14 protein-coding genes are annotated in these 12,721 nt (G+C 70.0%); 13 read left to right on the forward strand and 1 reads right to left on the reverse strand.

Translation table 11 applies throughout. The annotated features are described in order from the left end of the window. The first annotated feature begins 93 nt into the window (after nt 1-93). From atpB to AB0N04_RS07010, 10 genes are all read left to right on the forward strand, one after another. Nucleotides 94-909 carry a F0F1 ATP synthase subunit A gene (gene atpB / locus AB0N04_RS06965; protein WP_360204597.1) on the forward strand — a complete coding sequence of 272 codons (816 nt, stop codon included), beginning with the start codon at nt 94-96 and terminating at the stop codon, nt 907-909. A gap of 93 nt (nt 910-1,002) precedes the next feature. Next, complete coding sequence (gene atpE, locus AB0N04_RS06970; RefSeq protein WP_030282059.1) at nt 1,003-1,239, forward strand: ATP synthase F0 subunit C; 237 nt, start codon at nt 1,003-1,005, stop codon at nt 1,237-1,239. Between the two features lie 33 nt (nt 1,240-1,272). After that, a complete protein-coding gene (locus AB0N04_RS06975) occupies nt 1,273-1,833 on the forward strand; it encodes a F0F1 ATP synthase subunit B (RefSeq protein WP_329927974.1) in 561 nt (186 codons plus the stop codon). After that, complete coding sequence (locus AB0N04_RS06980) at nt 1,830-2,645, forward strand: F0F1 ATP synthase subunit delta (RefSeq protein WP_360204600.1); 816 nt, start codon at nt 1,830-1,832, stop codon at nt 2,643-2,645. The genes AB0N04_RS06975 and AB0N04_RS06980 overlap by 4 nt, the downstream gene beginning before the upstream one ends. Nucleotides 2,646-2,801: 156 nt before the next feature. Then, the gene (gene atpA, locus AB0N04_RS06985; RefSeq protein WP_360204603.1) at nt 2,802-4,376 is read left to right on the forward strand and encodes a F0F1 ATP synthase subunit alpha; all 1,575 of its coding nucleotides are present in this window, start codon (nt 2,802-2,804) and stop codon (nt 4,374-4,376) included. 32 nt (nt 4,377-4,408) lie between these two features. Next, complete coding sequence (locus AB0N04_RS06990) at nt 4,409-5,311, forward strand: F0F1 ATP synthase subunit gamma (protein WP_360204606.1); 903 nt, start codon at nt 4,409-4,411, stop codon at nt 5,309-5,311. 2 nt (nt 5,312-5,313) lie between these two features. Beyond that, entirely contained in the window at nt 5,314-6,759 is a 1,446-nt protein-coding gene (atpD, locus tag AB0N04_RS06995; RefSeq protein ID WP_360204608.1) for a F0F1 ATP synthase subunit beta, read from the forward strand. A 184-nt stretch (nt 6,760-6,943) separates the two neighbouring features. Then, nucleotides 6,944-7,327, forward strand: coding sequence for a F0F1 ATP synthase subunit epsilon (locus AB0N04_RS07000; RefSeq protein ID WP_360204611.1), 384 nt, complete (start codon nt 6,944-6,946; stop codon nt 7,325-7,327). A gap of 149 nt (nt 7,328-7,476) precedes the next feature. Further along, nucleotides 7,477-7,977 carry a DUF2550 domain-containing protein gene (locus AB0N04_RS07005; protein ID WP_218201846.1) on the forward strand — a complete coding sequence of 167 codons (501 nt, stop codon included), beginning with the start codon at nt 7,477-7,479 and terminating at the stop codon, nt 7,975-7,977. A 247-nt stretch (nt 7,978-8,224) separates the two neighbouring features. After that, nucleotides 8,225-8,797 (forward strand): cob(I)yrinic acid a,c-diamide adenosyltransferase, encoded by a 573-nt coding sequence (locus AB0N04_RS07010; protein ID WP_360204614.1) that lies wholly within the window; start codon nt 8,225-8,227, stop codon nt 8,795-8,797. A 19-nt stretch (nt 8,798-8,816) separates the two neighbouring features. Here the strand turns inward: AB0N04_RS07010 and AB0N04_RS07015 are convergent, their stop codons facing one another. Then, a complete protein-coding gene (locus AB0N04_RS07015) occupies nt 8,817-9,410 on the reverse strand; it encodes a hypothetical protein (RefSeq protein WP_360204617.1) in 594 nt (197 codons plus the stop codon). Nucleotides 9,411-9,566: 156 nt separating this feature from the next. Here AB0N04_RS07015 and AB0N04_RS07020 point away from each other — a divergent pair, with 156 nt between their 5' ends. From AB0N04_RS07020 to AB0N04_RS07030, 3 genes are all read left to right on the forward strand, one after another. After that, the gene (locus AB0N04_RS07020) at nt 9,567-10,769 is read left to right on the forward strand and encodes a histidine kinase (RefSeq protein WP_360204620.1); all 1,203 of its coding nucleotides are present in this window, start codon (nt 9,567-9,569) and stop codon (nt 10,767-10,769) included. Continuing rightward, nucleotides 10,766-11,416 carry a response regulator transcription factor gene (locus tag AB0N04_RS07025; protein ID WP_360204623.1) on the forward strand — a complete coding sequence of 217 codons (651 nt, stop codon included), beginning with the start codon at nt 10,766-10,768 and terminating at the stop codon, nt 11,414-11,416. Before AB0N04_RS07020 ends, AB0N04_RS07025 begins: the two co-directional genes overlap by 4 nt. A gap of 188 nt (nt 11,417-11,604) precedes the next feature. Then, nucleotides 11,605-12,474 (forward strand): 3-hydroxyacyl-CoA dehydrogenase family protein, encoded by an 870-nt coding sequence (locus tag AB0N04_RS07030; RefSeq protein WP_360204626.1) that lies wholly within the window; start codon nt 11,605-11,607, stop codon nt 12,472-12,474. Nucleotides 12,475-12,721: the final 247 nt, after the last annotated feature.

The raw sequence follows: 12,721 nt of genomic DNA on the forward strand, positions 1-12,721 counted from the left end.
AAACCCATCAAGTTCCAGTGCCGCACCGTGGCCGCAGGCCGCGCCGACACACCGAGGTTGCCGTAACCATGCGTCACGACGAAGGAGTCCGTGGTGAGTGCTGAAAAGCTCACGTACCTCGCCTCAGGCAGTTGCCACTTCGGGGACGCCGGCTGCGGCTTCCCGGCTCCTGGCCTGAACGAGTTCGACTTCAAGCCGATCTTCTCGATCGGCAGCTTCTACTTCAACAAGCCGATGCTGCTGTCGATGATCGTCGCAGTGCTTGTCGTCGTCTTCTTCTGGGCCGCGTTCGCCAAGCCGCGCCTGGTCCCCGGCAAGATGCAGCTCGTCGCCGAGATCGGCTACGACTTCGTCAAGCGCTCCATCGTGCTGGAGACGATCGGCAAGAAGGGCGAGAAGTACGTCCCGATGCTGGTCTCGATGTTCTTCTTCATCTGGCTGATGAACATCATGTCGATCATCCCGTTCGCGCAGTTCCCCGTGACGGCGGCGATCGCGTTCCCGGCGGGTCTCGCCGGCGTCGTGTGGATCACCTACATGACGCTGACCTTCAAGAAGCACGGCTTCGTCGGCGGCTTCAAGAACCTCTGCTGGCCCTCGGGCATCCCCGGCTGGGTCATGTTCATCCTGGTGCCGATCGAGTTCTTCTCGAACATCTTCGTGCGCCCCTTCACGCTCGCGGTCCGAGCCTTCGCGAACATGTTCGCCGGCCACCTGCTGATCGTGATGTTCTCCATCGCCTCCTGGTACCTGCTCAGCCCGACCCTGGGCGCGCTGTACGGCTCGGCCTCGTTCGTCGTCGCCGTCGCGCTGACCGCCTTCGAGCTGCTGGTCCAGTTCCTGCAGGCCTACATCTTCGTGATGCTGGCCAGCAGCTACATCGCCGGTGCCCTCGAAGAGTCGCACTGAGCCAGGGGGCCTCGGCCCCACCCCTGAACCAACCTCCCGGATCGCCCGGTGGCCAATCACCACCGGTTCACCACCCTGCAAAGGACAACGTCAATGAGCATCCTCGCTGAGGGCACTGTCTACGGTTCCGTCGCCTCGATCGGCTACGGCCTCGCCGCCATCGGCCCCGGCATCGGCGTCGGTCTCATCTTCGGTAACGGTGTCCAGGCCATGGCCCGTCAGCCCGAGGCCGCCGGTCTCATCCGCTCCAACATGTTCATCGGCTTCGCGCTGACCGAGGCGCTCGCCCTCATCGGCATCGTCATGCCGTTCGTCTTCGGCAACAAGTAATCGCCGTAGACCCTTTCTGAGGAAGGTCCAGATATGAGCATGGCGATCGTCCAGCTCGCGGCCGAGGAGAAGATGAACCCTCTCCTCCCCGCGTGGCCCGAGATCATCATCGGCCTGCTCTGCTTCTTCATCGTCTTCGGTCTGCTCGGCAAGAAGCTCCTCCCCAGCATCGAGAAGGTGCTGTCGGAGCGCCGGGACGCGATCGAGGGCGGGATGGAGCGCGCCGAGGCCGCCCAGGCAGAGGCGCAGGCCCTGCTTGAGCAGTACCGCGCCGAGCTCGCCGAGGCGCGCCACGAGGCTGCCCGCATCGTCGAGCAGGCTCGCGAGCAGGGTGCCGCCCAGCTCGCCGAGATGCGCGAGGAGGGCCAGCGCCAGCGCGAGGCCATCGTCGCCGCCGGTCACGCCCAGATCGAGGCTGACAAGAAGCAGGCGACTGCCGCCCTGCGCCAGGACGTGGGTTCGCTGGCCTCCCAGCTGGCCTCCCGCATCGTGGGTGAGTCCCTCGAGGACCACGCCCGGCAGAGCGGCGTGATCGACCGCTTCCTGGACGAGCTGGAGGCCAAGGCCGCCGTTGCTCAGGGTGCGGCCAAGTGATCGGCGCCAGCCGTGAGGCCCTCGCCGCCGGCCGGCAGAACCTGGAGAGCCTGACCGACTCCACCTCGGTGGACGCGGCCAAGCTCGCCGAGGAGCTCACCGCCGTCACGGCCCTGCTGGACCGTGAGGTGTCGCTGCGCCGTGTCCTGACCGACCCGTCCCGGTCCGGCCAGGACAAGGCCCAGCTGGTCTCCTCGCTGCTGACCGGCCAGGTCTCCGGCGAGACCGTCGACCTCGTGTCCGGCCTGGCCCGGTCCCGCTGGTCGGGCTCGCGCGACCTGGTCGACGCCACCGAGCAGCTCGCCGCGTACGCGGAGATCATCGGTGCGGACAAGGCCGGCGCCCTGGACGACGTCGAGGACGAGCTGTTCCGGTTCGGCCGGGTGGTGAGCGGCTCGCACGAGCTGCGCGCCGCGCTGACCGAGCCGAAGGCCGGTGCCGTCGCCAAGGCGGAGCTGATCGGCAAGCTGCTCGGCGGCCGCGCCCACGCGGGCACCGTGCGACTCGTCACGGCCCTCGTCAACGCGCCGCGTGGTCGTAGCCTGGAGCAGGGCCTGGAGTCCTACTCCAAGCTCGCCGCCGCTCGCCGCGGCCGCGTGGTGGCCCTGGTCACCACCGCGGTGCCGCTGTCGGACACCCAGAAGGAGCGCCTGTCCGGTGCTCTGGGCCGGATGTACGGCCGCCAGGTCCACCTGAACATCGACGTCGACCCCGAGGTCGTCGGCGGCGTCCGGGTGCAGATCGGCGACGAGATCATCGAAGGCACCGTGTCGAGCCGCCTCGAAGGCGCTCGCCAGTCGCTCGAAGGCTGAGCACCGAAGCAGTACATCCGACCCTCGGTCGGGAAACCGGTTCCCCCAGGAGCCGGCACATCGGACGGCCGGTTCGGCAGACCCGGCCGAGAGTCGAATACTTGCGGCCCTCAATGGCGGGCCGAGGATCGCAAACTAGGAGAGCAGGGAAGCCTGATGGCGGAGCTTACGATCCGTCCGGAGGAGATCCGGGACGCGCTGGCCGACTTTGTCCAGTCGTACCAGCCGGACGCCGCTTCTGTGGAAGAGGTCGGCACGGTCACTGACGCAGCGGACGGCATCGCGCATGTCGAGGGCCTGCCCTCGGTCATGGCGAACGAGCTGCTGAAGTTCGAGGACGGCACGCTCGGCCTCGCGCTGAACCTCGACACCCGTGAGATCGGTGTCGTCATCCTCGGTGAGTTCGGTGGCATCGAAGAGGGCCAGACCGTGCGCCGCACGGGCGAGGTCCTCTCGGTTCCGGTCGGCGACGGCTACCTCGGCCGCGTCGTGGACCCGCTGGGCAACCCGATCGACGGCCTGGGCGACATCGCCTCCACCGGCCGCCGTGCCCTGGAGCTGCAGGCCCCCGGCGTCATGGTCCGCAAGTCGGTCCACGAGCCGATGCAGACCGGCATCAAGGCCATCGACGCGATGACCCCGATCGGCCGTGGCCAGCGTCAGCTGATCATCGGCGACCGCCAGACCGGCAAGACCGCGGTGGCGATCGACACGATCATCAACCAGCGCGACAACTGGCGCTCGGGCGACCCGAAGAAGCAGGTCCGCTGCATCTACGTCGCCGTGGGCCAGAAGGGCTCCACCATCGCGTCCGTCCGCGGCGCCCTGGAGGAGGCCGGCGCGCTGGAGTACACCACCATCGTGGCTGCTCCCGCCTCCGACCCGGCCGGCTTCAAGTACCTCGCCCCGTACACCGGTTCGGCCATCGGCCAGGAGTGGATGTACGACGGCAAGCACGTCCTGATCATCTTCGACGACCTGTCGAAGCAGGCCGAGGCCTACCGCTCCGTCTCCCTGCTGCTGCGCCGCCCGCCGGGCCGCGAGGCCTACCCGGGTGACGTCTTCTACCTGCACTCCCGCCTGCTGGAGCGCTGCGCGAAGCTCTCCGACGAGCTGGGCGCGGGCTCGATGACCGGTCTGCCGATCATCGAGACCAAGGCCAACGACGTCTCGGCGTACATCCCGACCAACGTCATCTCCATCACCGACGGCCAGTGCTTCCTGGAGTCCGACCTGTTCAACGCCGGCATCCGCCCGGCCGTGAACGTCGGCATCTCGGTCTCCCGCGTCGGTGGCTCGGCCCAGATCAAGGCCATGAAGTCGGTCGCCGGCCGCCTGCGCCTGGACCTGGCCCAGTACCGCGAGCTCGAGGCCTTCGCCGGCTTCGGCTCCGACCTGGACGCGGCCTCCAAGGCCCAGCTGGAGCGCGGTGCGCGCATGGTCGAGCTGCTGAAGCAGGGCCAGTACCAGCCGTTCCCGGTCGAGGAGCAGGTCGTCTCCATCTGGGCCGGCACCACCGGCAAGCTGGACGACGTCCCGGTCGCGGACATCCGCCGCTTCGAGCGCGAGTTCCTGGACCACCTGCGCCTGCAGCACAAGGACCTGCTGGCCGGCATCGTCGAGACCAGCAAGCTGGAGGACGGCACCATCGACGCTCTCACCAGCGCGATCGCCGCCTTCAAGCAGGGCTTCACCACCGCCGACGGCAAGCTCCTCGGCGAGCAGGCCTGAGTCCGGTAACGAGGGAAAGGACGTAACGACCCATGGGAGCACAGCTTCGGGTCTACAAGCGCCGGATCCGCTCTGTCACCGCGACGAAGAAGATCACCAAGGCGATGGAGATGATCTCCGCGGCGCGCATCGGTAAGGCGCAGCGCGCGGTGGCCGCCTCCACTCCGTACGCCGACGAGCTCACCCGGGCGGTGACGGCGGTGGCCACCCGGTCCAACGCCAAGCACCCGCTCACCACCGAGAACCCCTCGGCCTCGCGCGCCGCCGTCCTGCTGATCACGGCGGACCGCGGCCTGGCCGGCGGTTACTCGTCCAACGCCATCAAGGCCTCCATGGTGCTCACCGAGCGCCTGCGCGGCGAGGGCAAGGACGTGGTGACCTACATCATCGGCCGGAAGGGTCTGTCGTACTACACCTTCCGCGACCTCGCGGTGGGCCAGTCGTGGACGGGCTTCTCGGACAAGCCGAGCTACGGTGACGCGAAGGCCGTCGCGGCCGAGCTGATCGCGGCCTTCACCGCCGAGACCGGCGGTGTGGACGAGATCCACCTCGTCTCGACCGAGTTCGAGTCGATGCTCACGCAGACCGCGGTCGAGGCGCGGCTGCTGCCGCTGAAGCTGGACGAGGTCCAGCAGTCGGCCAAGCCGGAGATCTTCCCGCTGTACGACTTCGAACCGTCGGCGGAGGGCGTCCTGGACGCGCTCCTCCCGCGGTACGTCGAGAGCCGGATCTACAGCGCTCTCCTGCAGTCGGCCGCCTCCGAGCACGCCGCGCGACGGCGTGCGATGAAGAGCGCGACCGACAACGCCGGCGAGCTCATCAAGTCGCTCACGCGGCTTGCCAACTCGGCCCGTCAGGCCGAGATCACCCAGGAAATCAGCGAGATCGTCGGCGGGGCCAACGCCCTCGCTGACGCTAGCCGCGGGAGCGAATGAGTATGACTACCACTGTTGAGCCGACCACGGCGACGGGCCGCGTCGCGCGGGTCATCGGCCCGGTCGTCGACGTGGAGTTCCCCGTCGACGCTATTCCGGACATGTTCAACGCCCTGCACGTCGAGGTGGACAACCCCGACGGCTCGGGCAAGAAGACCCTCACCCTCGAGGTCGCCCAGCACCTCGGCGACGGCCTGGTCCGCGGCATCTCGATGCAGCCGACCGACGGCCTGGTCCGCGGCGCGCAGGTGTCCGACACCGGTGCGGCGATCTCCGTCCCCGTCGGCCAGATCACCAAGGGCAAGGTCTTCAACGCCCTCGGTGAGGTGCTGAACGTCGACAAGGCGGAGTTCGACTCGCAGGTCGAGGTTCGCTGGCCGATCCACCGCAAGGCCCCGAACTTCGCCGAGCTCGAGTCGAAGACCGAGATGTTCGAGACCGGCATCAAGGTCATCGACCTGCTCACCCCGTACGTCCAGGGTGGCAAGATCGGTCTGTTCGGTGGTGCCGGTGTCGGCAAGACCGTTCTGATCCAGGAGATGATCTACCGCGTCGCCGAGAACTTCGGTGGTGTCTCCGTGTTCGCCGGCGTCGGCGAGCGCACCCGTGAGGGCAACGACCTCATCCACGAGATGGTCGACTCGGGCGTTCTGGACAAGACCGCGCTGGTCTTCGGCCAGATGGACGAGCCGCCGGGCACCCGTCTGCGCGTCGCGCTCTCCGCGCTGACCATGGCGGAGTACTTCCGTGACGTCGAGAAGCAGGACGTGCTCCTCTTCATCGACAACATCTTCCGGTTCACCCAGGCCGGTTCCGAGGTGTCGACCCTGCTCGGCCGCATGCCCTCCGCGGTGGGCTACCAGCCGAACCTGGCCGACGAGATGGGCCTCCTGCAGGAGCGCATCACCTCGACCCGCGGTCACTCGATCACCTCGATGCAGGCGATCTACGTCCCCGCGGACGACCTGACCGACCCGGCCCCGGCCACCACCTTCGCCCACCTGGACGCGACGACCGTTCTGTCGCGCCCGATCTCGGAGAAGGGCATCTACCCGGCCGTCGACCCGCTGGACTCCACGTCCCGCATCCTCGACCCGCGGTACATCGCGCAGACCCACTACGACACGGCCGTCCGCGTCAAGGGGATCCTGCAGAAGTACAAGGACCTGCAGGACATCATCGCCATCCTCGGTATGGACGAGCTGTCCGAGGAAGACAAGATCACGGTGCACCGCGCCCGTCGCATCGAGCGCTTCCTCTCGCAGAACACCTACGTGGCGAAGCAGTTCACCGGCGTCGACGGCTCGACCGTTCCGCTGTCGGAGACCATCGAGGCGTTCAACGCGATCGCGGACGGCAAGTACGACTCCGTCCCGGAGCAGGCCTTCTTCATGTGCGGTGGCATCGAGGACCTCGAGAAGAACGCCGCCGAGCTGGCGAAGAAGTAGTCGCGGCCGGTAGCAGCCGAGTGACCGTGAGGGGTGGCCCCCGAGTCTGGGGCCCACCCCTCGCGTCGCATCGGCTGTGATTCCGGTCAAATCCGCGCCGCCGGTTTCATGCCGGAGGTGCGGGGCCGTTATTCTTACCGAAACTCCCGAGTAATCGGGGGTTGCATGAGCCTAGGAGCCCACGTTGGCTGAGCTGCACGTCGAGCTGGTCGCAGCCGACCGCAAGGTGTGGTCCGGTGCGGCCACCATCGTCGTCGCCCGTACGGCCTCCGGTGACACCGGCATCATGCCGGGCCACACCCCGGTGCTGAGCGTGCTGGAGACCGGTCCGGTCACCATCCGCACGGTGGACGGCGGCACCGTCATCGCCGCTGTGCACGGCGGCTTCATCTCCTTCGCCGACAACAAGCTGTCTCTGCTCGCGGAGATCGCCGAGCTGGCGGACGAGATCGACGTCGCGCGTGCCGAGCGTGCACTGGAGCAGGCCAAGTCCGACCTGGACGCGCACGCCGAGCGTCGCGCCGAGGTCCGGCTGTTCGCGGCGAACGGCCTCAAGGCGCACGTCTGAGTACGCCGGACCCCGGTTTCAGCGGGGTCGACCGACGGTCCCGGGGACGCGTGAGCGTGACCCCGGGACTGTCGTCGTAGTTGGTAGGTCAACGCGGTCGCTTGATACGACCGATACGGGGAACGCGGGTAGCGAGGAGGTAGGTGAGCATGGTCCTCGCGCTTGTGGTGTGTGCGGCGGTCGTGGCACTGGGTGTGATCGGCCTGGTGGCGTTCGCGGTACGCCGCCGATTGATCCAGCGCGTCGGTGGCACGTTCGACTGCAGCTACCGCCTCAAAATGCCCGCCGACGCCTCGACGCAGCCCGACCTCGACGAGAACGGCAAACCCACCTCGGCCCCGGTCCCCCAGACCGACGGCAAGGGGTGGGTTTTTGGTATCGGCCGCTACAGCGGCGACTCGATCGAGTGGTTCCGGGTCTTCTCCTACGCCCCCCGCCCCCGCAAGGTGCTGCCCCGCCGGGAGATCGAGGTCCTCGGCCGGCGCTACCCCGAGGGCCAGGAGGAGCTCGCGCTGCTCTCCGGCTCGGTGGTGCTGCGCTGCCTGCACAACGGGGCGCCGCTGGAGCTCGCCATGAGCGAGGACGCGCTCACCGGCTTCCTCGCCTGGCTCGAAGCCGCCCCGCCCGGGCAGAGGGTCAACGTCGCGTAGCGACGAGACCCTCGGGGTGGGGGTACCTCCCGGCCGGAGGCTGGGGGTGGGGGTACCTCCCGGCCGGAGGCTGGGGGAGTCAACGTCGCGTAGCGACGAGACCCTCGGGGTGGGGGTCCCCCCGGCCGGAGGCTGGGGGTGGGGGTACCTCCCGGCCGGAGGCTGGGGGAGGTCAACGTCGCGTAGCGACGGGACCCTCGGGGTGGGGGAGTTAACGCGGCCTAACGTCCGGGGCTAGGGTGTCCGCATGGTCAATCTGACGCGCATCTACACCCGTACCGGCGACGACGGCACCACCGCGCTCGGCGACATGAGCCGGACCAGCAAGACCGACCCGCGGCTGGTGGCGTACGCCGACGCCAACGAGGCCAACGCGGCGATCGGGGTGGCGGTGGCCGCGGGCGCGCTGCCCGAGGACGTCGTGGCCGTGCTCGTCCGGATCCAGAACGACCTCTTCGACGTGGGCGCGGACCTCTCCACGCCGGTCGTGCCGGACCCGCAGTACCCGCCGCTGCGGGTGCTCCAGTCGTACATCGACCGGCTGGAGGGGGACTGCGACCACTACCTGGCGCAGCTGGAGAAGCTGCGCAGCTTCATCCTGCCCGGCGGCACCCCCGGTGCGGCCCACCTGCACCTGGCCTGCACCGTGGTGCGGCGGGCCGAGCGGTCCACCTGGGCGGCCATCGCGGAGCACGGCGACACCGTCAACCCGCTGACCGCGAAGTACCTCAACCGCCTCTCCGACCTGCTGTTCATCCTGGCCCGGGCGGCCAACAAGGAGCGCGGCGACGTGCTCTGGGTGCCCGGCGAGAACCGCTGACGACCACGGGCGGAGCGCCTCAGGGCCGCTTCTCCGGGACGGGCCGCTCGACCGCCCGGCCGTCGACCACCAGGACGCCGGCCGGGGCCTCCTTCGGCCACACCGAGTAGCAGCCGGCGACGACGAGGTTGACGACGGCCGCGATGCCCAGCTTCACGTACCACTGGGTGAAGGTGCCGAAGTGCGCGGAGCCCGCGGAGAGCGGCACGAGCAGGGTGATCAGGCCCAGCGTGATCGCCGCCGAGACCACCGTGCGGCCGGCGATCCGCCACTCGTGCCTGGTCCGCTCGGGGCCGTACTTGGGCGCGGGCAGCGGCTCGGGGCCGCCGGCGAAGCGGTGCTGGAAGCGCTGGTCGGCCCAGCGGACCAGGGAGGGCCCGTAGCCGACGGAGAACCCGGTGTAGCTCGCCGCGAGGGCGTGCGTCCAGCTCGCGGTGGCGCCGCCGCGCAGGTCGAGGACGGCGAGCGCGTAGAGGACGAGGTCGACGGTCGGCAGGCCGAGCAGCAGCGCGGTGCTGGCGCGGCGCCACCGCAGCAGGTAGCGGGTGGCGAGGGCGAGGCCGAGCACGATCCACCACGAGACCTCGGCCGCGACGATGAGTGTGATGATCACGTTCTGCTCCCGGTCGGTCGGCGGTGTTCCCAGCCTCGCGGGGGTGCGCGGCCGTGTCGTCGTCGCCGGGTGCCGTCCCCGACTGCATCCTTCGATGTAGCCGGCTCCTCCCCGCACCGGAGCCGGGCGGGCCGTCCGGGATGGTGGGATGGGGGTGTGCCGCGACCTTCCCTGCCCCCGCACCTGCTTGACCGGCTGATCGCCCTGTGCGGGCTGGTCGGCGGCGCGGTGCTGATCGCCTTCGGGGTGTACGACCGCGCCGACCGGGTGCCGCTGTGGGCGGTGCTGCCGCCGATGCTGGTGATGGCGGGGCTGGAGCTGGTCCGGCGGACCAGGCCGGTGCTGGCGGTGTCGGTGGGCGGTCTGGCCTTCGTGGCGAGCCTGTTCGCGGGGAGCCTGCTGGCGACCCTGATCATGTACACCGACCTGCTGTACGCGGCGGTGATCTACGGCAACCGCCGGATGTCGCGGGTGCTGCACCTGACCGGCGGGTCCACGGTGCTGGTGCTCGCCACGCTGACGGCGATCTACCAGGGCACCTCGGCCGGGCTGCTGGTCGCGGTGGTCAGTTCGCTGGTCTTCCTGGCGCCGGTGTGGACGGGTGACGTGGTGCGCAAGCACCGGCAGGAGGCGGAGGCCGAACGGCTGCGGGCCGAACAGACCGCACTGCTCTCGGAGATGGACCGCCGCGAGGCGGTGGTGGCCGAACGGGCCAGGATGGCAAGGGAGTTGCACGACGTGGTGGCCAACCACCTGTCCGCGATCGCGATCCACGCGACGGGAGCGCAGTCGGTGGCCCGGCGCCGGCGGCTGGCCGCGGACGATCCGCTGGTCGAGGTGCTGGCGGTGATCCGGGAGAACAGCGTCCAGGGTTTGGCCGAAATGCGCCGCATGATCGGACTGCTGCGGGACAGCGGCGGGGGCGAGGCGGACGAGTCGTACGCGGCGCCGGACCTGGCCGCGGTCGACGCGCTGCTGGCCAAGGCCCGGGCGGCCGGCCACGCCGTCGGGCTGGACTTCGAGCTGACCGAGCAGGGCGAGCGCGGGGACGTCCCGGTACCGGTCGGCCTGGCCGCGTACCGGATCGTCCAGGAGTCGCTGACCAACGCGCTCAAGCACGCCGGCCCCGGGCTGGTCAGCCTGCGGCTGGAGTTCGGCCCCGCGGAGCTGGCGATCGCCGTGGACAGTCCGTACCGGGGCGGGGCCGGCCGTGCGCTGCCCGGGGCCCGGGCCGGGCTGGTCGGCATGGCGGAACGGGCCGGGCTGCTCGGCGGCAGCTTCGAGGCCGGGCCGCGGGACGGGTACTGGAGCGTGCGCGCGGTGCTGCCGCGCGACGGGCGGACGGAGGGACGGGAATGACGATCCGGGTGCTGGTGGCCGAGGACCAGGCCGCGGTGCGGGCGGCGCTGGTGATGATCCTGCGGGCGGAGCCGGACGTCGAGGTGGTCGGGCAGGCGGCCGACGGCGAGGAGGCCGTCCGGATGGCGCTGGAGCTGCGCCCGGACGTGGTGCTGATGGACGTGCAGATGCCCCGCCTGGACGGCGTCTCGGCGACCCGCCGGGTGGTCGACGCCGGAGCCGCCCAGGTGCTCGTGCTGACCACCTTCGACCTGGACGAGTACGTCTACGGCGCGCTGCGCGCCGGCGCGGCCGGCTTCCTGCTGAAGGACCTGGAGGCGGACACCCTGGTCGAGGGCGTCCGGACGGTGGCGCGCGGGGACGGCATGCTGGCGCCCTCGGTGACCAGGCGGCTGATCGGGGCCTTCGCCCGCCCGGAGCGGCCGGTGGCGCCGGAGGCCCGGGGCGCGGTGGCCGGGCTGACCCCCCGCGAGCGGGAGGTGCTGGCCTGCCTCGGGGCCGGGATGTCCAACGGGGAGATCGCGGCGCGGCTGGAGATGGCGGAGGCGACCACCAAGACGCACGTCAGCCGGATCCTGGCGAAGCTGGGGCTGCGCAGCCGGGTGCAGGCGGCGATCCTCGCCCAGGACCTCGGACTGACCGTCTGACGAGCCGGGGAGCATCTGGTTCGACCGACCAGGTCGGTCACAGATCACACTCCCGATTGCCACCACGGGGGCGGATTCGGCATTAGAGTCCGGGCAACGAGCGACGCGGCTCCTGCGGCGGTGACCCCTGCCCTGAGCCGCCTTCAGGGCCCGCCCCCAGGGCGGCGACGGCATCGGGAGACCCAGCCATGAGCAATGCGTCCAGCAAGCAGATCGCCGTGATCGGTGCCGGCCTGATGGGCGCCGGCATCGCCCAGGTGTCCGCGCAGGCCGGTCACCCGGTGGTGCTGCGGGACGTCACCGAGGAGGCGCTGCAGCGGGGTCTCGCGGGGATCCGCGCGTCCTACGAGAAGTTCGTCGCCAAGGGCCGGCTGAGCGCCGAGGACGCCGAGGCCGCGCTGGGCCGGATCACCACCACCACCGACCTGGGCGCCGTCGCCGAGGCCGACATCGTGGTCGAGGCCGTGTTCGAGAAGCTGGAGGTCAAGGAGGGCGTCTTCCGCGAGCTCGACAAGCTCGCCAAGGACGGCGCGGTGCTGGCCTCCAACACCTCCGCCATCCCGATCACCCGGATCGCCGCCGCCACGCAGCGCCCCGAGTCGGTCGTCGGCGTGCACTTCTTCTCGCCGGTGCCGCTGATGAAGCTGGTCGAGCTGGTGCGCGGCTACAAGACCAGCGACGAGACGCTGGCCGCCGCCCGGGCCTTCGCCGAGGGCGTCGGCAAGGACGTCGTGGTGGTCAACCGCGACGTGGCCGGCTTCGTCACCACCCGGCTGATCACCGCCCTGGTCGTCGAGGCCGCCAAGCTCTACGAGTCCGGCGTGGCCACCGCCGAGGACATCGACACCGCCTGCCGCCTCGGCTTCGGTCACCCGATGGGCCCGCTGGAGACCGCCGACCTGACCGGCGTGGACATCCTGCTGCACGCCGCCCGCAACATCTACGAGGAGACCCAGGACGAGAAGTTCGCCGCCCCGGAGATCATGGCGCGCATGGTCACCGCCGGCGACCTCGGCCGCAAGAGCGGCCGCGGGTTCTACCCGTACCCGGGCAAGTGAGCCGTCGCCGCGCCTGAACCACGGGCCGGGCGAGCGGGCGGGCCGTGCGGTCGGAGCATCGTACGACCCGGCCGCTCGGGGCCGGGTGAGTTTCCTCACGCCGGGTGCCGCAGACGGGTGATTTGGGCGGTAATCGAGCGTAGGTGTGGAGACTTCCTGCGTATATTCCCTCGGACGAGTGAAGTTGCTTCAGATCTGACCGGAACCAGCAACCCGCGATGCTGATCCGCCGTCAGATGAGGGGGAA

Origin of the sequence: Kitasatospora sp. NPDC051702, assembly GCF_040681575.1 — a bacterium.
Classification (GTDB): Bacteria; Actinomycetota; Actinomycetes; order Streptomycetales; family Streptomycetaceae; genus Kitasatospora.